This is a genomic window from Mucilaginibacter sp. 21P (assembly GCF_019331605.1).
GTDB classification, from domain to species: Bacteria; Bacteroidota; Bacteroidia; order Sphingobacteriales; family Sphingobacteriaceae; genus Mucilaginibacter; species Mucilaginibacter achroorhodeus.
In genome coordinates this window covers 3,984,893-4,010,087 of sequence record NZ_CP063061.1, presented here as the reverse complement: position 1 = coordinate 4,010,087, position 25,195 = coordinate 3,984,893, and the positions used below count along the sequence as shown (strand labels likewise).

Below are 25,195 nucleotides of genomic sequence, written 5' to 3'. Positions count from 1 at the left end.
TATTTTATGAAATCGTTTTGACAAACCTTGATGTTACAAAGCGTATGTTTGACACATTGACTGCCGGTTGCAAGAACCGGCGCTAAATATTCCATTATGAAAACCTACCTCGTACCAGTTGATTTTTCTGAGGCCGCTTTCAATGCCGCCGACTTTGCTGCCAGGTTAAGTAACCAAACTAACGTGGAACGTATCATTTTGCTAAATGCTTATTATATCTCGCCTTACGAAGAGCTATTACCTAATGCTGATATGGTAATGCTGCGCGAGCAGGAGATATTGGAGAGCCTGGATGAGCGCCACGCTAACCTTAACAAGCTTAAGCACAAGTTAGAAAAGTTAGTAAGGGCAGGCGTGCAGATAGATGTGTGGGTAAATCGTTCGCATTTGGTGCGCGCGGTGGTTGATAGGGTAGAGGCTTATAATGCCGATCTGGTTATCATTGGCAGCGTAGGTAACAGTAGTGCAGAAGGGGAAGGTTTAGGAAGCCATGTTATAGGCATATCAAAAGCCAGTCCGGTGCCTGTTATGGTTATACCGCCTGCATTTAAATACCGCAAGGTTGAGCGCGCCATTATTGCCTGTGATTTCAAAAAGGTTAAGGAGAACGTACCGGTTGATGTGCTGCATAAGTTATTGGGTAAGCAAAATTTCGAGTTGCTGGTAGTGAACATTGATGCTGATAATAAGCATGACAGTAACGATGCCGAACAATTGGCCGAAGAGACTACATTAAAGGGTATGCTGCAAACTTACAAGCCTACTTACCACTTTATAAACTCGCCGGATGTGATAAAGGGTTTGCTAAACTTTGCAGAAGAAAAACATGCCGAAATTGTGATAGCATTACCGCACAAATACAGCTTCTTCAGGTCAATTATCCACAGTAGTATATCGCAACAATTGGCCTCCAGTTCACCGGTGCCGGTATTGTTATTAAAATAGCTTAACGGGTTAATAAATTTAATTGCTATGATAAACCTTTTTGTGTTTATTTGCAGCCTTATTACAAATGAGAGTACACTTTATAGCTATTGGTGGCAGTGCCATGCACAATTTGGCAATTGCCCTTCATAAAAAGGGCTTTATTGTTACCGGGTCTGATGACGTTTTGTTTGAGCCATCGGCCTCACGCTTAAAAAAATATGATATACTGCCTGCACAGGAAGGCTGGGATCCCGAAAAGATCACCAATGATCTGGATGCTGTTATCTTAGGGATGCATGCCCGTGCCGATAATCCTGAACTGCTAAAGGCGCAGGAATTAGGACTTAAAATTTACTCTTACCCTGATTACATTTACGAGCAATCTAAAGATAAGCTGCGTGTGGTTATTGGCGGCAGCCATGGTAAAACTACTATCACCAGCATGATATTACATGTGCTGCAGCAGGCTGGTAAAAAGTTTGACTACCTGGTTGGTGCACAGTTAGAAGGTTTTGAAACCATGGTTGGCTTAAGCCACGATGCACCTGTGATGGTGATAGAAGGTGATGAGTACCTTGCTTCGCCGATTGACAGGAGGCCAAAGTTTCATATTTATAAAGCTAACATTGGTGTTATCAGCGGTATTGCCTGGGATCATATCAACGTATTCCCAACATTTGAGAATTACATAGATCAGTTCAAAATATTTGCCGATATCATAGAGCCAAATGGCAAACTTATTTATTGCCAGGCGGATGATGTGCTAAATAAAATGGTTGGCAGCTTAACAGATGGTGCTGAGAAGCTACCTTATAACCTGCCCGATTATTCTATAAACAACGGTGTTACAAGTGTAAACGTTAATGGCAAAAGCTATGAGCTGCAGGTATTTGGCGAGCATAACCTGTTAAATATGCAGGCTGCCCGCTTAGTATGCGAGGCATTGGATATCAATGCAGATGAGTTTTACACGCACATCAGTTCCTTTAAAGGAGCAGCGCGCAGGTTAGAGGTTATTGGCAGTAACAACAACAGCACTATTTTTAAGGATTTTGCACATTCTCCATCTAAGCTTACGGCTACTATTGATGCGGTAAAAAAGCAGTTTCCTGATCGGAAACTGATCGCCTGTATTGAACTGCACACCTTTAGCAGCTTAAACAAGGATTTTTTAAATGAATATGCAGGTACATTGGATAAAGCCGATGAAGCTATTGTTTTCATAGACCGCAAAACATTTGAACAAAAGAAAATGGAACCTTACCCGGCAGAAACGGTTAAGAATGCCTTTGCAAATAATAACTTATTATTTTTTAATAACCCATCAGATCTGCTGTATCATTTACAACAGTTAGATATTAATAATGCTAACTTATTGATGATGAGTAGTGGTAATTTTGGTGGTATTGATTTATTATTGTTAAAAAATAATTTATTATAAATTTATTGGTTATTAGTTTGTTAATAAAAAAATTGTAACTTTATTAACTATTGAGAAACCTTAACTAATTAACTTTATATGAAGACACTCGGAAAAAAAATTCGCTTATTGCGCCACCAAAGAGGCTGGAGCCAGGAAGAAGTAGCTAAACGTTTAGACATTTCTATCCCTGCCTTTTCAAAAATTGAAACTGGTATAACTGATATCAATCTATCTCGTTTAGAGCAAATAGCAGTATTGTTTGAAATGTCTGTTGTGCAGTTGCTTACTTACAACGAAACAGAGCAAGATCAAAAAATGGCCAGCGAGTTAGAAAGTGTTAACAAGAAGTTGATGGATCGCGAAACCGAAGTTATTGATCTGCAAAAGAAAGTTATCGAACTTTTTGAAGAATTAAGGCACAAGAAAGTTACTGCATAAGTTTTAATGCCCCTTTCCCCGGGGCGGTTAAAATTTATACCGCATGGTTAAGTGCTTTTTTGCGAAGGTTGCGCCCACCGCCTGATGAATAGCGATCATCTTATCATTAAAGTCGCCCACCCATGATAGCTCAAGTTCGTCATACTGCTTCAGCGGCAAAACGTATTCTTTAAGCTTAATAAACAGGCACGATTCCAGCCCATGTTTCTGGAACTTTTGCTTTGTGCCCATAACTATTGCCCGCATCCGCGTTACACCGCGCCATTTGCGGTAAATAAATGTTAGCTTGCCCCAAAGGTTAAGCTTGCCATTCAATGGCTTTATCATTTGATTGGCATCAGGCAGTATCACGATGAACGAGGCGGGTTCACCGTCTACATAGGCAAACCAGATCAGCTTTTCGTCCATTATGGGCTTCATCTGCTTAAGGCTTTCCATAATGGTTTGATGCGTTATAGGCACAAAACCATCAAAGTCTTGCCAGCCATCATTGTATATCTCTATAAAGTCGGCAGCAAATTTTTCAAGTTGGGATAATTTGAAATGCTCAAACGTATAGCCTGGTTTGGCCATTACCCAGTTAGCAATTTTAGTGAACCTTTCTGAAAACGGCTTATGAACATCTAAATGGTTAGTGATCTGCTCGTATAAAGTATCAAAGCCATAAGCCTTAAATAAGGCGTTATAATACGGGAGATGGTAGTTCATCCCGTAAGAAGGAGGGATAAACCCTTCAACCAACAGTCCCCAAAAATTATCGTTCTCGCCAAAGTTGATGGGTCCATCCATGGCTTGCATGCCCTGTTGCTGTAACCAGGCTTTTGCGGTATTAAATAGCAAAAAAGCAGCGTCCTGATCATCAATGCATTCAAAAAAACCGCAGCCACCGGTTGGTTGCTCGTTTTTATAGGCTTTCTCGTTATTAACAAATGCCGCAATGCGTCCTATCAGATCACCTTTATTATTACGCAGTACCCACCGGGTAGCGCATCCATGGCTATGAAAGTTATTTCGCTGCGGATCAAATACGGCCTCAACATCGTTGTCCAAGGGGCAAACCCAATTTGGATCATCCTTGTAAATAATGCGTGCAACGTTTAAAAATGCCGTTTTATCGGCTTTACTTTTTACTTCGGTAATGTTCATAGGAGCTGGATGGTAAGATACAAAAAAAGCACCCTGAGAATTTCAAAGTGCTTCGCTTATAAGATGGCAACGATAATTAATCGTCGTCTTCGTCATCATAAGGGTCATAAGAATCAAAACCACCCAGATCATCGTCTAATGGCGTATCCTCATCAAAGTCGTCGTCCTCATCGACAGCTTTTTTACCTGATGCTGGCTCATCATCAAAGTCATCATCATCCTCGTCGCTAATTTTTTTTGTAGAAGGTTTTTTCGGAGTTGCCATCTTAAAATGTTTTACGTTTTAAAACTTTTCTAAATTGATCTGTTGTTTATTGTTTTGCTAAAAAGCTGCCAACCCGCAGCGTTTACAGGAGTAAAAATAAGTAAAAACCGATTTAATAAAAATCATTTTTCAATTTATTCTGCTTGCTCCCCAATACTTGATTCTTCTGAGCTAACATCTTTAAGTTGAGGTAGTTCGCTGATGTTGTTAATGCCGAAGTAATCCATAAACATGTTGCTGGTACCGTATAAAATAGGTTTACCAATAGCATCAGACTTGCCCGTAATTGCAATTAACTCCTTTTCCAATAGTTTTTGTATAGAATAATCGCAGTTAACGCCGCGTATCTGTTCTACATCTGTTTTGGTAACCGGTTGCTTGTAGGCAATTATTGCCAGGGTCTCTAAAGCAGCCTGGCTTAGTTTTTTCTTTGAGCGCTGTATCTGCAATAAACTCACAACGGTATGGTAGCTTTTTTTAGTGAGGAATTGATAGCCGTTGTTGATCTTCACAACCTCAATGGCAAAATCGTTACTACTATATTTTTTGGCGATAGCTGCAACACTTGCTTCAATTTCATCACTGGTGAAATCGCGCTCAAAGCTGGCTTGCAGGCAGTACATGATCTCCTCTGTGCGGATACCCTGTTCTGATGCAAATATTAAAGCCTCTATATATTGTTCTATGTTTTCCACACGATTAAACTAAGCCCGAAAATAGTAAAACGACTTTAAATTGGCGCTAAAACAAAAAAGGGTGACGCAAATTAATGCTTCACCCTTAATATAGATGATTGTTGATTTTTACTGGTTGTATACTTTCACCATAAACACATAGTTACGCAGCTTTTTAATTTGCTGTGTACGGCTCAAATTAGCCATTGTATTTTTGGTGTTAAGGCTAAGCGCTTTTGAAAGTGAATCGCCGGGGATACTTTCAATAGCTTTAAGCAGATAGTTTGATTTTTTAGCGAAGCCCACGCCGGTTGTTTCGGTCTGTTTGCCGTTGATTACACCTATGATATTGCCTTTGCTATCCAATAACGGGCCGCCGCTGTTGCCTGGGTTTATCGGGATATAAAGTTCGTACTCTGTGCTATCGCCCTTAAAGCCTGTAGAGCCTGTTACTGCACCCGGCGAAAGTTTAACATCGTTAGCAGGATAGCCCAAAGTATAAACATCTTCACCTAAATCGCTTTTAGATTTTTTGAAGGTGTAGGGTATAGGGCCTAAGTTTTTAAATGCAGGATCGGTGATCTGTAAAAATGCAAGGTCGTTATCCGGATCGGTATAGATAACTTTTGTATGGAATGATTCGCCTGCATCGTTTTGTACATAAACACTGTCGCCGCCATTAACCACGTGGAAGTTGGTTACGATGTAACCATTGCCGGTTATAGCGAAACCGGTGCCTTTAAACTTAGCATTAATAGTAGGGCCGTTGGCTTTACCATCTTTAATGATCTTATCGGTTTTAGTGTTAAGCTGCTCTGTGCGGCCTTTAATCTTATCAACCTCACGCTTTAATTGAATATAACGTGGATCTTTATTACTCAGGTCACCGGTGATGAACAGTGTAAGCAGAATAGCCAGGATAGCTACCGAAGCTGCTACAGATATTTTTGAATGGTGGTTACGCCACATTTGAACTATCCATGATGGATGTGCCATCAGGTCTTCTTTCAGTGTGTGCACATCTATCTCCTGGTGGATGGCGTTCAGGCGTGTCTCCAGTTTTTTACGCTCATTGTATTGTTTTATCAGCGACGTAAAATCTTTATGCTCAGCCATCTTAACATCGATGGAAGCATCTTTTTTACGCAGCGCCTCAAATTCTTCACGCTCCTGCAGGGTCATTTCTCCCCCAAGGTAACGTTCTATCATTTCTAAAAGTTGATTATCCCTCATGGTCATCACTTATTTTATTGCTGAAAAAACAGTTTTTTCAGCCTTTGCAGACATTTATATTTCTGCGTTTTTGCATTATCAGCATTAGTATAGCCAAACCTTTCGCATATATCCTGCATGCTGCGGTTGTGCATATAAAAATCTTCCATTATAGTTTTACAAGGTTCGCCCAATAATTTAAGGGCTTCGCCCATTTTACTAATCTGTAAGTCGCGTTCCTCATGGCGTTCAACTTCTTCCTCAACAGGTAAAAACTCTTCAAAGTCTTTGATGTCGCCACCGGCGTAGCGGTTCATTTGTTTAAGCCGCTTGAGCCACAAACGCCTGCATACCGAATAGATATACGTTTTAAGCTTGCTGCTCAGTTCAAAATCGCCACGCTTTATTTTATTGTAAAGAACTATAATGGCTTCCTGGTAAATATCCTTGGCCTCATCTTCATCGCCGTTGTTGTTGACGATAAGCTGCAGAACCATTGGAAAATAGGCCAGGTAAAGCTTTTTTAAAACACTATCAGAGTTGTTCAGTATCCCGATGATCACTTCACTGTCTGACGGTATTTCCACATTTAACTGATTATTCACTCTTTAATACTTTTTATATTGAATAGTAACCCAATAAAATCAAAAATAATTACGGCTATGGGCTAACGCTTTTATGCCATTGTTAGTTTCGGCTCTTGGAATCCTTAAACGGCATCAATTTTGAACGCTTCCTGCTAAACTAAAACTTTAACTTATGAAAATTTTTTTGAGGACAGGTCTCCTTGCAACTGCGATGGCAATTTCATTTGCCGCCTGCAAAGGTAACAATTCAACCCACGTACCGGATAGTACCCGCACAGATGATACCGCCGCCGTAGGCAAAACCGTTGGCAGGAACGGATCTGGCGCAGGGATAGATAGCAGTGCAGATAACAGCGGCTCAGGCGGAACAGATACTGTAAAGGCCACTGACACAACCAAAAAGAAAATGTAAAACATCAATAAAAAACCGGAAGCAATGCCTCCGGCTTTTTTGTTTCTGATATTCAATTTTGGTTTTTGATTTTTTGACTTTTTATATCTGAATGGGTTACCTTTTTCATTAACCGACCATTAATGCTAAACAACAAAACAAAACTAAAAATGAAAAAGACATTAAAATTAGCGTTTGTGGCTGCAGGGATAGCTATCAGCGCTGTTGCATGCGATCCGGCTAAGAAAACCTCAGGCGACTCTGTTGACTCTACCGCTGCAGTTGATTCTGCAAAAAGAGATAGCGCTGCAAAGGTTGATTCAGGCATGACAGATACCACCAAAAAAGATTCAGTAAAAAAATAATTATTTGTTGGGTTACCTTTTTTAGTTGGCGGTATTAAGCCTTACAAAGAATAAGATACTTCACAACTAATTAAAAACATAAAAATGAAAAATTCATTCAAAGTTGCTTTTTTAGCTTTAGCTATCGCTGTTTCTGCTGCTGCTTGTAAAGGTTCAGGTTCAGGTTCAAAAGCTGACTCAACTGCTGATACAGTAGTTAAAGTTGACTCAACTGTTAAAGTTGATTCTACCGTTAAAGTTGATACTACTGCTAAAGTTGATACAACTAAGAAAGACACAACTAAAAAATAATTTAACCGGTAGGTTAAATACCTAAAAATTACATTGTTAATTTTTAAGTTTTTTAAGTTTTAAAAAAAAGGTAACTCTTATGGGTTACCTTTTTTGTTTTTGGGTATTAACACTTGAAAAACTGTTAAATCACTTAAAAAACAAAACAATGAAAAATTCATTCAAAGTTGCTTTCTTAGCATTAGCTATCGCTGTTTCTGCAGCTGCTTGTAAAGGTTCTGGTTCATCATCTTCAGCTGATTCTGCTGCTGATACTACCAAAATGGACACTGCTGCTAAAATGGACACCACTAAAATGGATACCACTAAGATGGACACTACTAAAAAAGATACTACTAAAAAAATGTAATATCGCTTTTAGCAAAACAAAAAAGCTCCCTGGGTTTGCCAGGGGGCTTTTTTTATGTCTCTATTTTTAAAACAATGGCTTGTAGAATTGTTTATTGCTTAAGCTTGAGATTATGAGATACGCCGACTGGAAAAAACTTACTGATGAAGAAAAAAAAGCCATCCATTGGCGCAAACACCCGCATATACGCACAGCAACTATTTTTAGCATAGTTGGGGCGATGATATTTGCGTTATTTATGTTACGTGTTTTTCAGAACAAAAGGGTGCATGTAAACCTTAAGCCAAACGAAAAGGAAGCTTATGAAGTGGCTAAGCGTTTTGTCAACAACAAATTGCTGCTGCCGCAAACATCTGTTTTCCCTAAAAGTGATTTTACCTCAAATATTGATACTGCTAAAAACAGTTACGTTATCATGTCAAACGTTAGCACACAAGATAGTAGCGGTAAAACTGTAAAGATGAGTTGGCAAACAGATATGTCTTACCAGGGCGGGGACTGGGCAGATAACCGAAGTTGGCTTGTTAAGGCAATTACAATAGATGGAAAACCTGCCCGATAGTATACAAAAAAGCCTCTTAAGAAATTAAGAGGCTTTTTTATGTAATATTTATGATCTTCCTCTGAATGCCGAAATGATCCAGATGATGATAACTATTACTACGATGACCGCAATGATGCCCACTGCAGCGCCGGCTTTGAAAATTCCGCCAATAACCTCGCATCCGCTAAAGGCAAAAACCAATAGGGCAAGCGCTAATAAATTTAACTTTTTCATGGTAGAGGATTGTAAAGATTTATGATAATCCAACAATACAATAATCAGACCATGCAGCAAAAATGGTTCAGGTTAGGTTAATCTTCAATCTCTGCACGTTCAACCGGTAAAAATTGTACGGCAATTAATACAACCGCAATGGCAGCCAGGCTCATCGGAACAAGTACTTCTAAAGCTGATAACAAAAGTTCCATAGCAAAAATAATTTAGGGGGGTTAATTACAAAACTAATATTTAATTGGTTAACCTCTCAAATTGGCAGTAGATCATAGAGATTTACTAATCTATTAATAGTTTAAGTTAAATAACAAGAAATGTTGATAACTTTTTAAAAAAGTGGATGAAGTGAAAAAATCATTGCCTGATTCACTCATATCAAAGTTTTTAATGTAGCTATAAAAGTTAATAGTAATTTGGGCGGCATGGAAAACACTTTGTTGAGTGCCTGCAACATTTCGCTAACATTAGCAGGCAACAGGCTTTTCAACGGACTCAATTTTACATTAGATAACGCCCAGCACTGGGCCATTGTAGGGAAAAGTGGTTCTGGTAAGAGCGTTTTATTACAAACGCTTGCAGGCAACATCGGCTTAAGCAGCGGCAGCATTGATTATGTTTTTTTAAAGTTTCTACCCGCTGAAGATCGTTATACAAATCCGCAGCAGTTTATTGCTTTTGCTGGTGCCAAACATCACTTCAAAAATTTATCAAACACCAATGACCTTTATTATCAGCAGCGGTATAATTCGTCTGATTCTGAAGATACGCTAACTGCCAGGAAGTACTTGCAGGCCATTAAGGTGAACGATCATAAACCAACTTACTGGGATATCGATAAAACTATCCACGAACTTAATTTAAACCACCTGGCCGATAAGGAGATCATTAAACTATCTAATGGCGAAACCAAACGCCTGATGATCGCTGCAGCCTTGGTGAAGAACCCGCTAATATTATTGCTTGATAATCCGTTAACGGGTTTAGACGTTGATACCCGGGCGTATTTTAACCGTTTATTCGAAGAAATAGTAGCGTCCGGTATTCATTTGATAATGGCTACCTCGCCAAAAGAGATCCCATCTGTTATCACCAACGTGCTGATAATGGCCGATGGAATTGCAGAACAGCAAATGACAAAAAAGGCTTTTGAAGCAGAATATGTTGGAGTTGAACTCGAACCTGAGGTTCAAACCAAAGCGCTTACTGATCTTATCAGCCTTTTTAAGGACATTCATCAATACGATAAGGTGGTTGATATGAAAAATATACATATCAGCTATGGCGATAAAGTAATATTGGATAACATTAACTGGCAGATCAAAACCGCCGATCGCTGGGCGCTGCTCGGGGCTAACGGAGCCGGGAAATCTACGTTGTTGAGTTTGATAAACGGCGATAACCCCCAGGCTTACGCTAACGACATTGTGCTTTTTGACCGTAAACGGGGAACCGGGGAAAGCATATGGGATATAAAAAGCAAGATAGGATTTGTATCGCCCGAACTTTACCAATACTTCCCTGCAGACAGTTCGTGCCTGAAGGTAATAGAGAGTGGCTTTTATGATACGCTGGGATTATTCAGGCCCAGCATCAAATCGCGCGCTGATCTGGTGCTTGAATGGATGAAAGCGCTGGAGATAGAAAAATATAGCCGAAGCCTGCTAAAGAATATACCGGCCAGCGCACAACGCCTTTGCCTGCTGGCCCGGGCGCTTATAAAGAACCCTGCACTTTTGATCTTCGATGAACCCTGCCAGGGTTTAGACGAGCATCAGCAAAGACATTTTAAAGCGGTGGTAGACGCTATTTGCGACAATAGCAATGTTACGCTCATTTACGTAACCCACTACCAGCACGAAATTCCAGATAGTGTGAGTAAGGTTTTGAAACTGGATAAGGGGAAGGTTGTCTGAGATCAGGATTTCAAGGATTTTAGAATTAGCAGAATAAAAAGTGCATCTTAAAACCTTTATGTTACTGAGAAAAATTCTGAGAATTCTTTTATTATGAAAATTCTGATTCCGACAGCTTAATGTAACCTTTCACCCTCTACCTTTCGCCTTTCACCTCGCACAGCGTATATTTGTAATATGAATACAGCGGATCTGTTGCAGCGTGCTTTAGCATTTGATTTTTTAAGCATTGAGGAAGGTGTTTACCTTTATCATAATGCCCCAACTGCCGACCTGATGAACGTGGCCAATCAACTGCGTAAGATACAGGTGCCGCATGGTAAGGTTACCTGGCAGATAGACCGTAACGTTAACACAACCAACGTATGTATTGCCAATTGTAAGTTCTGTAATTTCTTCCGTCGCCCGGGGCACGAGGATAGCTACATTACGGATATTGAAACCTACAAACGCAAGATAGAAGAAACCTTCCGCTACGGCGGCGACCAGTTACTATTGCAAGGCGGCCACCACCCTGATCTTGGCCTGGAGTTTTATACTACGCTATTTCGCCAGTTAAAAGAGCTGTATCCTAAACTGAAACTGCACTCTTTGGGCCCACCGGAGATTGCGCACGTGGCGAAACTGGAAGGAATGAGCCATATTGATGTGCTCAGCGCCATGAAGGAAGCGGGTTTAGATTCGCTGCCCGGTGCAGGTGCCGAGATATTGAACGACCGCGTACGCCGCCTGATATCAAAAGGTAAATGTGGTGGTAAAGAATGGCTGGATGTAATGCGCGCAGCGCATCAGATAAATTTGCCAACATCGGCAACCATGATGTTCGGCCACATTGAAACCATTGAGGAGCGTTTTGAGCACCTGGTTTGGATCCGCGAGGTACAATCAGAAAAACCTGAAGGTAACCATGGCTTTATTGCATTTATCCCTTGGCCGTTCCAGGATGATGGTACACTGCTTAGAAAAGTACGCGGCATTACCAATAACGTAACCGGCGATGAGTATATCCGCATGATAGCCTTAAGCCGCATTATGCTGCCAAACGTTAAAAATATACAGGCATCATGGTTAACGGTAGGTAAGCAGGTTGCACAAATATGTTTACACGCAGGTGCAAATGATTTTGGTTCGATAATGATCGAGGAGAACGTGGTATCTGCTGCTGGAGCACCCCACCGCTTTACAGCAAAAGGTATCCAGGACTCTATCCGAGAAGCCGGCTTTGAACCGCAGTTACGCACGCAAAAATATGATTGGAGAGATATGCCTGCTGAGATTGAAGAACAGGTGATAGATTACTAACCTGCACTTATAAAAAGCTTAAACGCCTGATAATATTAACGATACTATCAGGCGTTTTTTATTTACGAGCATGTTTGGTGTTACCTATCTACTTCTCCTAATACAAAATCTATAGAACCGATGATGGCAATTACATCAGCTATCATCACATTTTTGCTTATAGCCGGCACAACTGATAAGTTGTTATAGCTTGGTCCGCGGGCTTTAACGCGAAAAGGTATTTCAGAGCGTTCGTTATCGTGGATAAAATAAAAACCTAATTCGCCTTTAGCACCCTCGGCACGCAAATAAAAATCCTGAGCTTTAGGGGTAAGTTTGCGGGGCAGTTTTGCCCGCGGGTCAAAATCTGGTGTGCGCTTAAGCTCTTTTTGTAATCTGTCCAGGCATTGTTCAATAATTCTCAGCGACTGGTCTATCTCATCGACACGCACCTTATAACGGTCCCAGCAATCGCCTGTGGTGCCCATTTTGCCAGTACCTATCGGTACTTCAAAATCAAGCTCGGGGTAAACCGAGTAACCATCTACACGGCGCAGGTCATACCGCAAGCCCGATCCTCGTAATACAGGGCCGGTACAGCCGTAGTTTATAGCAACATCAAGGGGCAGTATACCCACGTTTGCGGTGCGGCTAATGAATATCTGGTTATCGGTTAACAGTTGGTTCAACTCAACCATTTTGGGCTTAAAATAATCTACAAACTCGCGGCAACGCTCCTCAAAGCCTACCGGCAGGTCGTAAAATAAACCGCCAACCCAAATGTAATTATACAGCATTCGTGAGCCCGAAGCCCATTCCAGCATCCCCATTATGTGTTCCCTGTCGCGGAAACACCACAGGAAAGGCGTAAATGCGCCTATATCGATACCGTAGGTGCCTATGGCTATCAAATGTGATGCAATACGGTTCAATTCGCAAACCAGCACGCGGATGTATTCTATACGTTTCGGGATATCTTTATCTATACCCAGCATGCGTTCGGCACCCATTACCCAGGCATGGGCGTTGTTCATAGATGCCAGGTAATCCATCCTGTCGGTAAAAGGGATGGTTTGCTGATAGGTTAGCGATTCTGCATGTTTTTCAAAGCAACGGTGCAGGTAACCCACATGCGGGATAACCTCTTTTACGATCTCTCCATCGGTTATCAACTCCAAACGCAAAACTCCGTGTGTAGATGGGTGCTGCGGGCCCATGTTCAGGATCATGTCCTCAACCGAAGCATCGACTATTTTTTGCTCATAGCGTTTTAAAGCTTCCTGGTATTTAGGATTTTTATCTTCAGCAACTTTATAGCTTACCTTTTCTACAGTATCCTTTGGCTGTACCGGATATTCGATAGGGATACCTTTATAATATTCGGTAGCTACGTAATCCTTACGCAAAGGGTAGCCTTCCCAATCATCAGGTAACAAAATGCGCCTCAGATCGGGATGTCCCTCAAAAAAAATACCTACCAGGTCGTATGCCTCACGCTCGTGCCAGTCGGCAGTAGCGTAAACATGCGAAAGGGTAGGAAAGGTGGGTAACTGATATTCGTTCCTGTCGTTCTCTTCACTTACTTTGAGGGTAATGTGCAGGTTGTATGGAATAGATGTAAGCTGATAAACAACACCAAAACGGTTGGCTGCAACACCGTAATCTACGCCGCTTAAACAATTAAGCAGATCAAAGTAGGTTTTAGGATTGTCGCGCAGCTCCAGGCAAACGTCGGCAATGCGGTTAGGCTGTATAAGCAGGGCAGGCTGCAGGCCGGTACGCTCTTCGCCAACAATTACTTCGTTGCCAAATTTGGCTGTCAACAGGTCTTTAATATCATCAAAACTCATGGAGCCAGGCGTACTATTTTCCAGTTTTTATTATCTGTTTTTTTATAAACTATCCTATCGTGCAGTCGGCTTCGGCGTCCCTGCCAAAACTCTATCATTCGCGGTTTTAAAATATAACCACCCCAATGAGCAGGTTTTGGTACTTCACTGTCTGCATATTGTGCTTCCAATTCCTGCATGCGGGCCTCAAGTTGCTCGCGGCCATCTATTTCCTGGCTTTGCGGCGAGGCAACAGCACCTATCTGGCTCTTTTTGGGGCGCGAGTGAAAATATTTTTCTGAATACCACTTATCCAGTTTTTCGATGGTGCCCTCAATGCGTATCTGGCGCTCCATATCGCCCCAAAGAAATACCAAGGCAGCGTTTGGATTTTTTGCCAACTCGCGGCCTTTGCGGCTTAAGTAGTTTGTGTAAAATTTAAACCCGTCATCGCTAAAGCCTTTTAACAACACTACTCTTGCAGATGGGCGGCCATCGGGTGTGGCGGTAGCCAGTGTCATGGCGTTTGGTTCGTAAACTTTAGCGTTTATAGCCTCGTTAAACCACTTATCAAACTGCCTTACCGGGTTGGCATCTACATCTTTTTCGCTAAGCGAAGCGGCTGCGTAATCCTGCCTTAAATTTTCTATATCTTTTTGCTCCATCATTGCAAACTTACAAATTAATTGAGCCGTATGTTAAGCAACCGTTGCTTTTTAACCGGTAATGAACATATTTTTACATTTGGCGTTAATTTATAAAATGTTAACCTTATGCTAAGTACTATTGCACCTGCTGCAGGCCGTTTACTGATATCTGAACCTTTTATGGCCGACCCTAATTTTAAGCGGTCGGTTATTGTGCTTACGGAATATTCTGAGGGCGGTGCAATGGGTTTTGTACTTAACCACCAAACGGAATATATGCTGGGCGATATACTGCCTGATCTGTCTTATTCCGAAATACCTGTTTACGCCGGCGGGCCTGTAGCGGCAAACACATTGCACTACATACATCGCGTACCTGAGAAAATTGAAAATGGTATTGAAATAGCCAGCGGGATCTACTGGGGTGGAGATTTTGAACAGATAAAGGAACTGATAACCAACTACCAGCTTACCGAAGACGAGATCAAATTTTTCACCGGCTATAGCGGCTGGACCCCCGACCAGTTAGATCAGGAGCTTCGCGAAGATTCATGGATAGTTACCGATAATTTTGGGGTGGATAACGTATTTAGTAACAACGAACAAAACCTTTGGCGGGAGGTGGTTATAGGCCTTGGCCAGCGCTATGCACATATTGCCAACTTCCCGGAGAACCCAACGTTGAATTAGGCTTGTAGCTTTATCTCGTTGTCCTTAGGTAATGTAAAGCTAAACTCACTGCCCTGGCCGGCAATGCTGGTGGCTTTTATAGATCCGCGATATTTTTCTACCAGGTCTTTACAGAATATGAGCCCCATGCCGGTGCCAACTTCGTTTAGGGTGCCTGCCTGGCTGCTTACCTTGCCGGCAAAAAGCCTGTTCAGCTGCTCGGTACTCATGCCAACACCGTGGTCCTTGATAATTAGCTCAATACAATCAGGAACCTGCTTGGCGTTGATCTCTATAGCGCTATCGGGGTGAGAGAACTTGATGGCGTTAGTAAGCAGGTTATGCACAACTATACGGATAGATTTTGGGTCTGCTAACACCACGTGGCCTTTATCAACTGCATTTACATAGGTGATGTTCTTCTTTCTGAACTGATCATCCAGTAGCTCAAGCTCTTCTTTAATCACTTCGCAAAGGCAGAAACTCCTAACGGTTTCATTAATATCATCAACCTGGCTATTTATCCAGAATAGCAGCGTATCTAAAAAGTCGGATGTGTGCTCCAGTTTCTTAAAAACAACCGGCACCATCTGCACAAATTCTTCATCACTAACATCTTTGGAGATGAGTAAGGAAAACGCTGATCGCAGGGTGCTTAAAGGCGCCCGCAGGTCATGCGCCAATATCGCTATCAGCCTGTCTTTAAGATGATTCAGATCATTCAGTTTATCTGCCTGCTCAAGTACCTCTTTGTTTTTCTCCGCTAAAAGCGCATTGGCTTTGAGTTGTTTGCGCTTGGCATTGTAATAGAACACAAGCACGGTTGTCATCACCACGATGATGATACCATAGATAATATTGGTGCGCTGCTGCTGCGAAAGTTTATCTATCAGCATCGCTTCTTTACGTGCCATCTTACGCTGACTATCCTCAAATTGCATAGCCTGGTTATAAGAGGCAAGCTTTTGCACACTTTCATCGTTTTTAAGGCTATCGTGCATCAACAGGTAACTGCTATGCGTTTCGTAGGCTTCTTTAAATCTGTTTAGGCCTGCTAAGGCATTGCTTAGCTGGAGGGTAGCATCGGCGCGTAGGTTAAGGCTTTTAATTTTGTCAGCACTTTGTTTTGCAAGCAAGGCGTATTTATAAGCATCAGCGAAATTCTTCTCCAGGTTTTTCACCAGTGCCATGCTGATGTAAGCGTTAGCAAGGTTGTAGGTTATTCCGCTTTTTTTTGATGATACAATAGACTTGTTAAGGTAAAACGCTGCAGAATCAGGCTTGCCGGTGTAATAGTTATAAATGCCAATATTATAGTAGATAAGGCCGATACCTTCTTCATCGCCCAACTGGTGGTATAAGGCCGACGCCTTTGCAAAATAAGGATAAGCCTCTGTGTATTTCTTCTGCGCCAGCAACACCTCGCCAATGTTTTGATAAGCCGTGCTGATGCCCTGCTTATCATCTAACCGCAGCCAAAGCTTGTTAGCCTTGTTGAAGTACTCAAGGGCTTTGGGGTAAAGCTCAAGGTGCTGCATTACCACGCCAATGTTGCAGTAATTATCTGCAGCCGAGAGTTGGTTATCAAGCTTTAGATCGATACTCAGAGACTCGAAGTAATTTTCAAGCGCTTTCGTGAGGTCACCTTTATTATCGTAAGTGATGCCCAGCATAGCGTAGCTATCAGCTATCTTTATCTGGTTGTTAAGTTTTTTGCGTATCGCAAGAGACTGATTATAATATTTTATAGCGCTATCGTAATTTCCTAAAAAGTCTTCAACACGGCCCAAGCCTATCAATGCGTCGCTAACACCAAGTTCATCTTTAGCTTTCGTATAGTATGCTAATGACTGTTGATAGTTAAGCTTCGCAACGCTGTAATTGCCTTTAAAGGAGTTTACCAAGCCAAGCACGCGGTTACCCGCTGCTATCCCTTTAATATAGTTGATCTTTTGAGAATTGGCCAAGGCTACCTTAGCGTAAAAGGTGCTGCTATCAGGCGCAGACTCATAAAACTCATCGGCCAGTTCAATTGTGCGATTTATGTTAACAGAATCTGACAGCCCAGCCGGTTTTGTGGACTGCCGCAATAATAACCGCAAACTATCTATTTCACCGTCGTGCTTGCCGGCAAAGCAATGCCCGCTGATCAAACAAAACACAATAAACAGTGAAAGATTTTTCAAGCCGCAGATATTGTCAGGTGAAATATAGCAAATGTTTTGCTGGCAAATGTAAAAGCCTGCACTAAGCAGGCTTTTACGAAATCATTAACTTAAAGTTTGTTGTAATGTTTGCGGTTTACAAAACATTTTTCCAGCTAACCAGGTCGCCTATAATGCGTTCCAGGTCATCTGCGTTTACACGTTCCTGCTCCATCGTATCGCGGTGGCGTATGGTTACGGTATTATCTTCTAATGACTGATGATCTACTGTGATACAGAAAGGTGTACCAATAGCATCCTGGCGGCGATAGCGTTTACCAATAGCATCTTTCTCCTCATATTGCAGGTTAAAATTTAGCTTTAGCTTGTCCATTATCTCGCGTGCTTTCTCCGGCAAACCGTCTTTTTTAGTAAGCGGGAAAATTGCTGCTTTAACCGGCGCAAGGGCAGGGTGCAGGCGTAACACGGTGCGGCTATCCTGTTTCTCTTCCGTGCTCAGGTCTTCCTCTTCGTAAGCGTTTATCAGCGTAAGCAGGAACATCCTGTCTAAACCTATAGACGTCTCAATTACGTAAGGGATATAGTTGCCGTAAGGTTTTCCTGTTTCAGGGTCAACCTCAGGGTCAAAATACTGCATTTTCTTGCGTGAGAATTTCTCGTGCTGACTCAAGTCAAAATCTGTACGGCTGTGTATACCCTCAACCTCTTTAAAGCCGAACGGAAAGTTATACTCAATATCAAAAGCGGCATCTGCATAATGTGCCAGTTTTGTGTGCTCGTGGTAACGGTATTTCTCCGGCGCAGTACCCAATGCAAGGTGCCAGTTTAAGCGGGTTTGTTTCCATTTATCAAACCATTCGCGCTGTGTGCCCGGGCGAACAAAGAATTGCATCTCCATTTGCTCAAACTCGCGCATGCGGATGATGAACTGGCGTGCAATCACCTCGTTACGGAAAGCTTTACCAATTTGGGCAATACCGAATGGGATTTTCATCCTGCCGGATTTTTGCACGTTCAGGTAGTTCACAAATATACCCTGGGCCGTCTCCGGGCGCAGGTAAATGGTATCAGACTCATCAGCAATGGCGCCAACCTGGGTGCTGAACATCAGGTTAAATTGGCGTACATCCGTCCAGTTAGCAGTGCCGCTTACAGGGCATTTTATATTTTGCTCGATGATCAGTTCGCGCAGGCGTGGCAGGTTCTCTGCCTTAAGCGCGTTGTCCATCTCAATTTGCAATTCTTCAGCTTCGCTGGTTTTGCCTTCCTCATCTAACTGGGCAATGCGGTCTTCCAGTAACTGATCGGCACGGTAGCGTTTTTTGCTGTCCTTGTTATCAATCATCGGGTCGCTGAAGCCATCAACGTGGCCGCTGGCTTTCCAGATGGTAGGGTGCATGAAAATGGCAGAGTCGATACCTACAATGTTCTCATTCATCTGCACCATGGCCTTCCACCAGTAGGTTTTAATGTTGTTCTTTAGTTCAGAACCATTTTGGCCGTAATCGTAGACAGCGCTTAATCCATCATAGATCTCGCTGCTCTGGAAAACGAAGCCGTATTCCTTAGCGTGTGATATTACGTTTTTAAAAAGATCGTCGGTTTGCGTACTCATAATGTGGCAAAGATATATTTTAGAGGCTAATATTAAAGGTGTTAATGTTTAATTATGAGTACGGGGGCTCTGTAACTTTGGAGAATGCTTGTGGGTTTTACTGAGACTAATATTAAAATTGGCAACAATCGTGAGCCTTTGCTATCTTGTTAACATGAATAAATTTCTGATTGCATTACTAAGCTTATTTATTTCGTCGATAGCCTACAGCCAGCAACAACCGGCAGGCAGTTTTCACGCACCCCGCAAAATAGAGCAGACCATCGGTGAGAAATATGTTCTTTTGCCCGCTGATAGCAGTAAGATGAATTACAATTTTTACCTCCATAAATGGGTAGATGGTGAGGAGTTGAAGGCAACTCCTGCAACAGATGCGGGAAGAATTATGGTACTTAGTGATATTGTAGAAGACACGCATGCTAAATTTGAAGCCGAATGGGGCGTGCTTTACTACCAGTATTTTAAACCTGGAGATGATGGCACCATGTCGTTCTTCGCACCCGCCGCCGATTATGAAAAGGCAAAATCTTTTGTAAACAAACAGGTCTGGCTTAAATCAGATAAAAAGAAAGTTACCGTAACCGATGTTAAGCTTACACCTGATAACAACGCTCCCTTTAAGTTTACCTACAAATACGCCAATGGCAAACAAGGAATTATTGCTCTCGCCTTAAGCGGCACCAACTCAAAAAAAGACAAGGTGCAGTTGTTTGATGAGAAGTTTTCCTTTGTAACTCCATAACGAATCTGAAATCTCTTATCCCAAATCTCATATCTATCCAATAACTTTGCCCCATGAGCATACAGGTAGCCGCTTTAAGTAAAGTTTACGGAGTACAAAAGGCTGTTAACGCCATTAGCTTTGAGGCTAAAACCGGAGTGCTTGGTTTTTTAGGCCCTAATGGTGCCGGCAAAAGTACCACCATGAAAATGCTTACCGGTTACATACCGCCTACAGATGGTACTGCTACAGTAAACGGGTTCGACATTATTAAACAACCGCTTGAGGTGAAACGCAGCATCGGCTACCTGCCTGAGAGCAACCCGCTTTATACGGATATGTATGTTAAGGAGGCGCTGGACTTTATCGCCGGCATACACCAATTGCACGATCCTAATAAACGTATAGCAGAAGTGATAGAACAAACCGGACTTGGGCCCGAGCAGCATAAAAAGATAGGGCAATTATCTAAAGGTTACCGCCAGAGGGTAGGGTTGGCCCAAGCTATCCTGCACGACCCGCAGGTGCTTATACTCGACGAGCCAACATCCGGGCTTGATCCAAACCAGCTCATTGGCATACGGCAATTGATCAGCGAGTTGGGCAGATCAAAAACGGTTATCCTTTCTACCCATATCATGCAGGAAGTTGAAGCTGTTTGCAACAACGTTATCATCATCAATAAAGGTAATATCGTAGCTAATGATACCCTTGCTAATGTGAGGGACAAAAATGCCAATGCTTCGCTCGAAAGCATTTTTATCAAACTCACCAATGCTTAAGTAAATCCACCTGATATTACAAATCTGAACGTTGGATGCGGCGTAACTAAAACCAGCGATCAGCGTACAGGATATTTGCGTTTGGCCCCCAGCTGCTCAGCTCAAACAACAACTGTTAAATTCCATAAAGCCTTAAGCTATAGCGCTTAGCCCATTACATTTTTAAAACCGGGATGTTATTTTTTTGTTATGTGGTTATTATTCACAAACAACATTAATCTTATAGCAAAAAACTCTATGAAAAAATTACTTTTTGTACTGGCTATTATCGCCGGTACGGCCTTTACGGCATCAGCACAATCAAGTTCAACAGGTCATTTTAGCATCGGTTTTGATGGCGGCTTTCCGGTAGGCAGTTCAAGCGATGTTTACAGTGTGGTATTAGGCGGTAACTTGAAATATGAGCAGCCAATAGCGTCGGCAACTTACTTCACAGTTTCAGCCGGTTACAGTTCACTTAAAGTAAAAGATGTTTTCGGTGGTGGTTCATTAGGTTATGTTCCGTTGAAAGCTGGTATCAAGTATTACTTTAACGGCGCCGGTTTTTATGGTGAAGGCCAGTTAGGCGCTGCTATCAGCACTGAAAGCGGTGGCGGTACTGCGTTTGCTTACTCACCAGGCATCGGCTACACCATTGATGGCGGTTTTGATCTTGGCGTTCGGTATGAAGGATGGTCTAAGAACGGTACTTTCAGCCAAATAGGTTTCCGTGTTGGTTATAATTTCTAACAGCAAACCTTCATAAAAAATAAAGGGCTCCCAATCTGGGAGCCCTTTATTTTTAGTCTTCTTTTACTGCTGTTTTAGTATCTTCCTGGGCAGTTTTAAACTCTTTCATGCCCTGGCCAAGGCCACGCATCAATTGAGGAATTTTTTTGCCGCCAAACAGTAATAATATTGCGATGATGATCAAAATGATCTCTGGTGCACCTAAACCCATAACTTTTTATTTAATGATTATATGTAAATGTACTGATAACTTTTTAGATAAACGAAGTATCAGCTTACATGGTTTTTAAACCTCAAATTAATTACTTTCCATTTCCCTGGCAGAATCTTCTACCTTTTTCTTCAAATCTTCCTTAAATGCGATGAGGTTGCGGGTCAGGTATTCATCTGCAGTGGATAGTATCTGCGCCGCTAAAATACCAGCGTTTTTGGCTGCATTTAAGGCAACTGTAGCCACCGGGATGCCATTTGGCATCTGCAGGATAGACAGGATAGAGTCCCACCCATCGATAGAGTTGCTTGATTTTACCGGTACGCCGATAACCGGCAAGTGTGTTAATGAAGCCACCATGCCCGGCAAATGCGCAGCACCACCTGCACCGGCTATGATCACCTTTATACCACGATCTGCCGCGGCACGCGCATAGCTGAACATCCTATCAGGAGTGCGGTGGGCAGATACCACAGTTATCTCGTAATCAACACCTAATTCTTTCAATACGTCGGCAGCATCCTGCATCACATGCAGGTCTGATTTGCTACCCATTATAATGGCTACTTTTGGTTCTTTCGGGTTCATAGTTTTTAGTTCATGGTTCATAGGTGATGGTCCATGGCTGTAATTAAAGTGAATTTCGTAGCGATGTAATCATCTTTACTAATACTTCGTACTCGGTATATAATGTTGCAAAGTTATCGTTCTGTATATAACCTCTGCTTTTGGCGATAAATAAGCAACTTACAACTTCTATAGCAGATCTAAGCGAATAGCTTAAAAAGGTTTTAAAAACAGGCTTAGTTTGTCCCGTTGACCCTTCTGCGATATTTAACACCACAGAATCTGCAGCTCTTTTTAGTTGAGATGTTAAGATGAATATTTCATCTTTTGGAAACGTCTTAGCAAGTTCATTGATTTTTTCGTTCATAAACATGGCTTTCTGCCACACCTGAAGTTCTTCAAATCTAAAAGCCATTTGCAATAGTTTGTGTTTTTTTACTATGAACTATGAACTATGAAACTATGAACTATGAAACTATGAACTAACTTATCACCTTCAACGTCTGCTGCACGTATCGCGCTTTTTCAATCGCTTTCTCCCTATCAGCATCAACAATTGTAACGTGGCCCATCTTGCGGAAGGGTTTTGTCAACGCCTTGCCGTAAAGGTGTACATAAACGCCTTCGCATTTTAAGATCTTTTCAATGCCTTCGTAAACTGCCGGGCCTTCGTGACCGGCTTCGCCTAAAACATTCACCATAATGGCGTTGCTCAAACAGGTTGTATCGCCCAAGGGCTGATTGAATATCGCACGCAGGTGCTGCTCAAACTGTGACACTACGTTGCCTTCAATACTTTGATGGCCGCTGTTGTGCGGGCGCGGTGCCAATTCGTTAACCAATACTTTGCCGTCTTTGGTCAGGAACATTTCAACAGCCAGTATACCTACTATCTTTAGCGTGTCGGCAATCTTTTTGGCAATATTCTCAGCTTCCTGGTGTATCTCGAACGGGAGGGTAGAGGGCTGTATTAAAAACTCAACCAGGTTGGCTTCAGGATTAAATTCCATCTCCACCATTGGGAAGGTTTTTACCTCGCCATTCTCGTTGCGGGCCACTATAACGGCTATCTCTTTTTCAAAATCTATCCAGCGCTCTATCAGGCTTGGTTCGGTAAAGGCTTTGGCGAGGTAACTTTCGTCTATCACCTTGTAAACGCCTTTGCCATCATAACCATCGCGTCGCAGCTTTTGAATATATGGGAAAGGGATGCTGTTATTTTTCAATTGATCAGGCGTTGCAATGATCTGAAATTCGGCAGTAGGGATGTCGTTCTCTTTAAAGAACTGTTTCTGCAGGCCCTTATCCTGTATTAACCTGATGATGCGCGATTGCGGGTAAACCATTACGCCTTCGCGTTCCAGTTGTTCCAGTGCATCAACATTCACCTTCTCTATTTCGATGGTAAGCAGGTCAACCTTTTTACCGAAGTTGTAAACGGTTTCGTAATCGCTTAATGATCCTACAACAAACTCGCTGCACAGCCTGCGGCAAGGTGCCTCGCGGTCGGGGTCGAGTACCTTAACGGTAACGTTGTAGTTGATGGATTGCTGTATAAGCATGCGTCCCAACTGGCCGCCGCCTAAAATTCCTAATCTTAAATCGCCGTAAAATGCTTTCATAAGTTAAGCGGCAAATTTAACCTAAATCTTTTAAAAGCAGACACTAAAACTAATTATGCGCTTAAAAAACGGCTTAAAAAGCATACCTTTGCAGCGTTTTTACTCCACATACACACTACTATGAGCACAAAGATCGCTGTAGCTAAAGGTGACGGTATCGGGCCGGAAATTATGGCCGCCGTCCTTCGCATTTTCGAAGCCGCTAATGTTCCTCTCGAGTACGAATACGTTGAAATGGGGAAGTCTTATTTTGACGCAGGGCACTCTACCGGGATGACACCTGCCGCAAAAGAAACCATTGAACGTTTAGGCCTGCTATTTAAGGGGCCAATGGAAACCCCAAAAGGCAAAGGCGTTAAAAGTATAAACGTTACTGCCCGCAAGGTTTGGAATACCTACGCCAATCAGCGCGATTTCCGCTCGCTAAATGGTGTTGATACCGTTTTTTCAAAAGCCGGTATCCCTATCAATTTAACTATCGTTCGCGAAAATATTGAAGATACTTACGGTGGTATAGAGCACTTGCTTACCAACGACGTAGCAGTTGGCCGCCGTATCATTACCCGCCCGGGCAGCGCCCAGGTTATCCGTTATGCTTTTGAAATGGCCCGCCGTAAAGGTTATACCAAACTGGCTTGCGGCCACAAGGCTAACATTATGAAACTTACCGATGGTATGTTCCTGGAGACCTTTTACGAAATTGCTAAAGAGTTTCCGGATATCGAATCATCAGACATTATTGTTGATGACCTTTGTATGAAACTGGTATCGCGGCCGGAGATTTTCCAGGCAATTGTTTTAACCAACCTGCAAGGCGATATCGTGTCAGACCTTTGTGCAGGTTTAGTTGGTGGTTTAGGTTTTGCGCCGTCTGCCAATATTGGTGATAACATTTCCATTTTTGAAGCAGTGCACGGCACCGCACCTGATATCCAGGGTAAGGGCATCGCTAACCCAACTGCATTATTGTTATCGGGTATCCTGATGCTGCGTTATTTGGGATACACCACTGCTGCTGCTGCTATTGAAAACTCATTGCTTTACACGCTTGAGCAGGGCATACATACCGGTGATTTTGGCGACAAATCAACTCCGTCTGCAAATACCGAAGCTTTTGCTGATGCCGTTATCGCTAACCTTGGCCAGGTGCCTGTTAAAGGTGCCGTTGTTGCCCAGCCCGATATGGAGGTGAAAGCTAACCACGATCATCCTACAAAAAATAAGCTTACCGTTGTTAAAAAAGACAGCAAGGAAGAAATTGTTGGTGTAGACGTATTTGTTGAATCGAACAAACAACCTAACGAGCTTGCCGAAATAGCGCAGAAAAAACTGAACGAGAATACCCAACTTGTAATGATATCAAACCGTGGAACACAGGTTTGGCCGACAGGCTCTATCTACACCGAGCTGGTAAACGAATACCGTATCCGCGTTGAGAAAAAAGATGGTGGAGAGATCTCACAAAAAGAGATCCTTCACATCGCCGGCGAACTATCTGAAGATTTTAAGATCTGTTCGGTTGAGTTCCTGATGAAATTTGACGGAAAAATTGGTTATACCCTGGCGCAGGGACAATAACCTTCGGTTAAGTCAAAAGT

At 42.4% G+C, this 25,195-nt stretch carries 29 protein-coding genes and 1 pseudogene; 15 read left to right on the top strand and 15 right to left on the bottom strand.

The genetic code is table 11. The annotated features are described in order from the left end of the window. Positions 1 to 96 precede the first annotated feature (96 nt). The 3 genes from INP83_RS17875 (at position 97) to INP83_RS17865 (ending at position 2,788) form a co-directional block, all read left to right on the top strand. On the top strand, positions 97 to 945 hold the full coding sequence (locus INP83_RS17875) for a universal stress protein (protein WP_219125337.1): 849 nt from the start codon (positions 97 to 99) through the stop codon (positions 943 to 945). Positions 946 to 1,012: 67 nt separating this feature from the next. Beyond that, complete coding sequence (gene murC, locus INP83_RS17870) at positions 1,013 to 2,368, top strand: UDP-N-acetylmuramate--L-alanine ligase (RefSeq protein WP_219125336.1); 1,356 nt, start codon at positions 1,013 to 1,015, stop codon at positions 2,366 to 2,368. Positions 2,369 to 2,446: 78 nt separating this feature from the next. After that, positions 2,447 to 2,788, top strand: coding sequence for a helix-turn-helix domain-containing protein (locus INP83_RS17865; RefSeq protein WP_219125335.1), 342 nt, complete (start codon positions 2,447 to 2,449; stop codon positions 2,786 to 2,788). A gap of 27 nt (positions 2,789 to 2,815) precedes the next feature. Here the strand turns inward: INP83_RS17865 and INP83_RS17860 are convergent, their stop codons facing one another. From INP83_RS17860 to INP83_RS17840, 5 genes are all read right to left on the bottom strand, one after another. Further along, positions 2,816 to 3,934, bottom strand: coding sequence for a GNAT family N-acetyltransferase (locus INP83_RS17860; RefSeq protein WP_219125334.1), 1,119 nt, complete (start codon positions 3,932 to 3,934; stop codon positions 2,816 to 2,818). Positions 3,935 to 4,010: 76 nt separating this feature from the next. Then, complete coding sequence (locus INP83_RS17855; RefSeq protein ID WP_146270333.1) at positions 4,011 to 4,199, bottom strand: hypothetical protein; 189 nt, start codon at positions 4,197 to 4,199, stop codon at positions 4,011 to 4,013. Positions 4,200 to 4,333: 134 nt separating this feature from the next. Beyond that, positions 4,334 to 4,894, bottom strand: coding sequence for an SMC-Scp complex subunit ScpB (gene scpB, locus INP83_RS17850; RefSeq protein WP_219125333.1), 561 nt, complete (start codon positions 4,892 to 4,894; stop codon positions 4,334 to 4,336). A 108-nt stretch (positions 4,895 to 5,002) separates the two neighbouring features. Beyond that, positions 5,003 to 6,106 (bottom strand): S1C family serine protease, encoded by a 1,104-nt coding sequence (locus INP83_RS17845; protein WP_219125332.1) that lies wholly within the window; start codon positions 6,104 to 6,106, stop codon positions 5,003 to 5,005. A gap of 14 nt (positions 6,107 to 6,120) precedes the next feature. Continuing rightward, entirely contained in the window at positions 6,121 to 6,690 is a 570-nt protein-coding gene (locus INP83_RS17840) for an RNA polymerase sigma factor (protein ID WP_146270327.1), read from the bottom strand. 154 nt (positions 6,691 to 6,844) lie between these two features. On the opposite strand from INP83_RS17840, the gene INP83_RS17835 reads away from it, so the two are divergent. From INP83_RS17835 to INP83_RS17815, 5 genes are all read left to right on the top strand, one after another. Continuing rightward, positions 6,845 to 7,084, top strand: coding sequence for a hypothetical protein (locus tag INP83_RS17835; protein ID WP_219125331.1), 240 nt, complete (start codon positions 6,845 to 6,847; stop codon positions 7,082 to 7,084). Positions 7,085 to 7,233: 149 nt separating this feature from the next. Further along, a complete protein-coding gene (locus INP83_RS17830) occupies positions 7,234 to 7,428 on the top strand; it encodes a hypothetical protein (protein ID WP_219125330.1) in 195 nt (64 codons plus the stop codon). Between the two features lie 84 nt (positions 7,429 to 7,512). Then, positions 7,513 to 7,719: a hypothetical protein gene (locus tag INP83_RS17825; RefSeq protein ID WP_219125329.1), complete on the top strand. Its 207-nt coding sequence runs from the start codon at positions 7,513 to 7,515 to the stop codon at positions 7,717 to 7,719. 148 nt (positions 7,720 to 7,867) lie between these two features. Then, entirely contained in the window at positions 7,868 to 8,068 is a 201-nt protein-coding gene (locus tag INP83_RS17820; RefSeq protein WP_219125328.1) for a hypothetical protein, read from the top strand. Positions 8,069 to 8,180: 112 nt separating this feature from the next. After that, positions 8,181 to 8,630, top strand: coding sequence for a hypothetical protein (locus INP83_RS17815; RefSeq protein WP_219125327.1), 450 nt, complete (start codon positions 8,181 to 8,183; stop codon positions 8,628 to 8,630). Between the two features lie 48 nt (positions 8,631 to 8,678). Here INP83_RS17815 and INP83_RS17810 read toward each other — a convergent pair whose 3' ends face one another. Then, on the bottom strand, positions 8,679 to 8,846 hold the full coding sequence (locus tag INP83_RS17810; protein WP_146270315.1) for a phosphatidate cytidylyltransferase: 168 nt from the start codon (positions 8,844 to 8,846) through the stop codon (positions 8,679 to 8,681). 422 nt (positions 8,847 to 9,268) lie between these two features. Here INP83_RS17810 and INP83_RS17805 point away from each other — a divergent pair, with 422 nt between their 5' ends. Continuing rightward, positions 9,269 to 10,759: an ATP-binding cassette domain-containing protein gene (locus INP83_RS17805; protein WP_219125326.1), complete on the top strand. Its 1,491-nt coding sequence runs from the start codon at positions 9,269 to 9,271 to the stop codon at positions 10,757 to 10,759. Between the two features lie 177 nt (positions 10,760 to 10,936). After that, positions 10,937 to 12,061 (top strand): cyclic dehypoxanthinyl futalosine synthase, encoded by a 1,125-nt coding sequence (gene mqnC, locus INP83_RS17800; RefSeq protein ID WP_146270311.1) that lies wholly within the window; start codon positions 10,937 to 10,939, stop codon positions 12,059 to 12,061. 80 nt (positions 12,062 to 12,141) lie between these two features. Here mqnC and INP83_RS17795 read toward each other — a convergent pair whose 3' ends face one another. From INP83_RS17795 to pdxH, 3 genes and pseudogenes are all read right to left on the bottom strand, one after another. Beyond that, a complete protein-coding gene (locus INP83_RS17795) occupies positions 12,142 to 13,269 on the bottom strand; it encodes an NADH-quinone oxidoreductase subunit D (protein ID WP_255563320.1) in 1,128 nt (375 codons plus the stop codon). Between the two features lie 159 nt (positions 13,270 to 13,428). After that, positions 13,429 to 13,890, bottom strand: a pseudogene (locus INP83_RS17790) (NADH-quinone oxidoreductase subunit C); the annotation flags it as partial. After that, positions 13,887 to 14,537, bottom strand: a complete 651-nt coding sequence (gene pdxH, locus INP83_RS17785) for a pyridoxamine 5'-phosphate oxidase (RefSeq protein WP_219125325.1) — start codon at positions 14,535 to 14,537, stop codon at positions 13,887 to 13,889. The gene pdxH and the pseudogene INP83_RS17790, both read right to left, overlap by 4 nt. 105 nt (positions 14,538 to 14,642) lie before the next feature. On the opposite strand from pdxH, the gene INP83_RS17780 reads away from it, so the two are divergent. After that, positions 14,643 to 15,206, top strand: a complete 564-nt coding sequence (locus INP83_RS17780) for a YqgE/AlgH family protein (RefSeq protein WP_219125324.1) — start codon at positions 14,643 to 14,645, stop codon at positions 15,204 to 15,206. On the opposite strand, the gene INP83_RS17775 is transcribed toward INP83_RS17780, so the two are convergent. Next, on the bottom strand, positions 15,203 to 17,371 hold the full coding sequence (locus INP83_RS17775) for a tetratricopeptide repeat-containing sensor histidine kinase (protein WP_219125323.1): 2,169 nt from the start codon (positions 17,369 to 17,371) through the stop codon (positions 15,203 to 15,205). The genes INP83_RS17780 and INP83_RS17775 overlap by 4 nt on opposite strands. Positions 17,372 to 17,486: 115 nt before the next feature. After that, a complete protein-coding gene (locus tag INP83_RS17770; RefSeq protein WP_146270303.1) occupies positions 17,487 to 18,965 on the bottom strand; it encodes a glycine--tRNA ligase in 1,479 nt (492 codons plus the stop codon). A gap of 154 nt (positions 18,966 to 19,119) precedes the next feature. Between INP83_RS17770 and INP83_RS17765 the strand changes: the two genes are divergently transcribed. From INP83_RS17765 to INP83_RS17755, 3 genes are all read left to right on the top strand, one after another. Continuing rightward, a complete protein-coding gene (locus INP83_RS17765; RefSeq protein ID WP_219125322.1) occupies positions 19,120 to 19,707 on the top strand; it encodes a hypothetical protein in 588 nt (195 codons plus the stop codon). A 53-nt stretch (positions 19,708 to 19,760) separates the two neighbouring features. Beyond that, the gene (locus INP83_RS17760; protein ID WP_219125321.1) at positions 19,761 to 20,468 is read left to right on the top strand and encodes an ATP-binding cassette domain-containing protein; all 708 of its coding nucleotides are present in this window, start codon (positions 19,761 to 19,763) and stop codon (positions 20,466 to 20,468) included. 237 nt (positions 20,469 to 20,705) lie between these two features. After that, positions 20,706 to 21,197 carry a hypothetical protein gene (locus INP83_RS17755; protein ID WP_219125320.1) on the top strand — a complete coding sequence of 164 codons (492 nt, stop codon included), beginning with the start codon at positions 20,706 to 20,708 and terminating at the stop codon, positions 21,195 to 21,197. Between the two features lie 52 nt (positions 21,198 to 21,249). Here INP83_RS17755 and INP83_RS17750 read toward each other — a convergent pair whose 3' ends face one another. From INP83_RS17750 to INP83_RS17735, 4 genes are all read right to left on the bottom strand, one after another. Then, positions 21,250 to 21,408 carry a twin-arginine translocase TatA/TatE family subunit gene (locus tag INP83_RS17750; protein WP_146270296.1) on the bottom strand — a complete coding sequence of 53 codons (159 nt, stop codon included), beginning with the start codon at positions 21,406 to 21,408 and terminating at the stop codon, positions 21,250 to 21,252. An 87-nt stretch (positions 21,409 to 21,495) separates the two neighbouring features. Then, positions 21,496 to 21,996, bottom strand: coding sequence for a 5-(carboxyamino)imidazole ribonucleotide mutase (gene purE / locus INP83_RS17745; protein WP_146270294.1), 501 nt, complete (start codon positions 21,994 to 21,996; stop codon positions 21,496 to 21,498). 43 nt (positions 21,997 to 22,039) lie between these two features. Further along, entirely contained in the window at positions 22,040 to 22,390 is a 351-nt protein-coding gene (locus INP83_RS17740) for a four helix bundle protein (protein ID WP_219125319.1), read from the bottom strand. A 67-nt stretch (positions 22,391 to 22,457) separates the two neighbouring features. After that, on the bottom strand, positions 22,458 to 23,597 hold the full coding sequence (locus INP83_RS17735) for a 5-(carboxyamino)imidazole ribonucleotide synthase (protein WP_146270290.1): 1,140 nt from the start codon (positions 23,595 to 23,597) through the stop codon (positions 22,458 to 22,460). A 120-nt stretch (positions 23,598 to 23,717) separates the two neighbouring features. Here INP83_RS17735 and INP83_RS17730 point away from each other — a divergent pair, with 120 nt between their 5' ends. Beyond that, complete coding sequence (locus INP83_RS17730; protein ID WP_146270288.1) at positions 23,718 to 25,175, top strand: NADP-dependent isocitrate dehydrogenase; 1,458 nt, start codon at positions 23,718 to 23,720, stop codon at positions 25,173 to 25,175. Positions 25,176 to 25,195: the final 20 nt, after the last annotated feature.

Bases quoted from the DNA above. Each gene is read 5' to 3' on its own strand.
- INP83_RS17815 (WP_219125327.1), top strand. From the start codon at position 8,181: ATGAGATACGCCGACTGGAAAAAACTTACTGATGAAGAAAAAAAAGCC.
- pdxH (WP_219125325.1), bottom strand. From the start codon at position 14,537: ATGATGGAGCAAAAAGATATAGAAAATTTAAGGCAGGATTACGCAGCC.
- INP83_RS17865 (WP_219125335.1), top strand. From the start codon at position 2,447: ATGAAGACACTCGGAAAAAAAATTCGCTTATTGCGCCACCAAAGAGGC.
- mqnC (WP_146270311.1), top strand. From the start codon at position 10,937: ATGAATACAGCGGATCTGTTGCAGCGTGCTTTAGCATTTGATTTTTTA.
- INP83_RS17845 (WP_219125332.1), bottom strand. From the start codon at position 6,106: ATGAGGGATAATCAACTTTTAGAAATGATAGAACGTTACCTTGGGGGA.
- INP83_RS17855 (WP_146270333.1), bottom strand. From the start codon at position 4,199: ATGGCAACTCCGAAAAAACCTTCTACAAAAAAAATTAGCGACGAGGAT.
- INP83_RS17730 (WP_146270288.1), top strand. From the start codon at position 23,718: ATGAGCACAAAGATCGCTGTAGCTAAAGGTGACGGTATCGGGCCGGAA.
- INP83_RS17760 (WP_219125321.1), top strand. From the start codon at position 19,761: ATGAGCATACAGGTAGCCGCTTTAAGTAAAGTTTACGGAGTACAAAAG.
- INP83_RS17770 (WP_146270303.1), bottom strand. From the start codon at position 18,965: ATGAGTACGCAAACCGACGATCTTTTTAAAAACGTAATATCACACGCT.
- INP83_RS17825 (WP_219125329.1), top strand. From the start codon at position 7,513: ATGAAAAATTCATTCAAAGTTGCTTTTTTAGCTTTAGCTATCGCTGTT.
- INP83_RS17765 (WP_219125322.1), top strand. From the start codon at position 19,120: ATGAATAAATTTCTGATTGCATTACTAAGCTTATTTATTTCGTCGATA.
- INP83_RS17735 (WP_146270290.1), bottom strand. From the start codon at position 23,597: ATGAAAGCATTTTACGGCGATTTAAGATTAGGAATTTTAGGCGGCGGC.
- INP83_RS17755 (WP_219125320.1), top strand. From the start codon at position 20,706: ATGAAAAAATTACTTTTTGTACTGGCTATTATCGCCGGTACGGCCTTT.
- INP83_RS17740 (WP_219125319.1), bottom strand. From the start codon at position 22,390: ATGGCTTTTAGATTTGAAGAACTTCAGGTGTGGCAGAAAGCCATGTTT.
- INP83_RS17810 (WP_146270315.1), bottom strand. From the start codon at position 8,846: ATGAAAAAGTTAAATTTATTAGCGCTTGCCCTATTGGTTTTTGCCTTT.
- INP83_RS17860 (WP_219125334.1), bottom strand. From the start codon at position 3,934: ATGAACATTACCGAAGTAAAAAGTAAAGCCGATAAAACGGCATTTTTA.
- INP83_RS17805 (WP_219125326.1), top strand. From the start codon at position 9,269: ATGGAAAACACTTTGTTGAGTGCCTGCAACATTTCGCTAACATTAGCA.
- INP83_RS17820 (WP_219125328.1), top strand. From the start codon at position 7,868: ATGAAAAATTCATTCAAAGTTGCTTTCTTAGCATTAGCTATCGCTGTT.
- INP83_RS17830 (WP_219125330.1), top strand. From the start codon at position 7,234: ATGAAAAAGACATTAAAATTAGCGTTTGTGGCTGCAGGGATAGCTATC.
- INP83_RS17780 (WP_219125324.1), top strand. From the start codon at position 14,643: ATGCTAAGTACTATTGCACCTGCTGCAGGCCGTTTACTGATATCTGAA.
- INP83_RS17750 (WP_146270296.1), bottom strand. From the start codon at position 21,408: ATGGGTTTAGGTGCACCAGAGATCATTTTGATCATCATCGCAATATTA.
- INP83_RS17835 (WP_219125331.1), top strand. From the start codon at position 6,845: ATGAAAATTTTTTTGAGGACAGGTCTCCTTGCAACTGCGATGGCAATT.
- purE (WP_146270294.1), bottom strand. From the start codon at position 21,996: ATGAACCCGAAAGAACCAAAAGTAGCCATTATAATGGGTAGCAAATCA.
- INP83_RS17795 (WP_255563320.1), bottom strand. From the start codon at position 13,269: ATGATCCTGAACATGGGCCCGCAGCACCCATCTACACACGGAGTTTTG.
- INP83_RS17875 (WP_219125337.1), top strand. From the start codon at position 97: ATGAAAACCTACCTCGTACCAGTTGATTTTTCTGAGGCCGCTTTCAAT.
- murC (WP_219125336.1), top strand. From the start codon at position 1,013: ATGAGAGTACACTTTATAGCTATTGGTGGCAGTGCCATGCACAATTTG.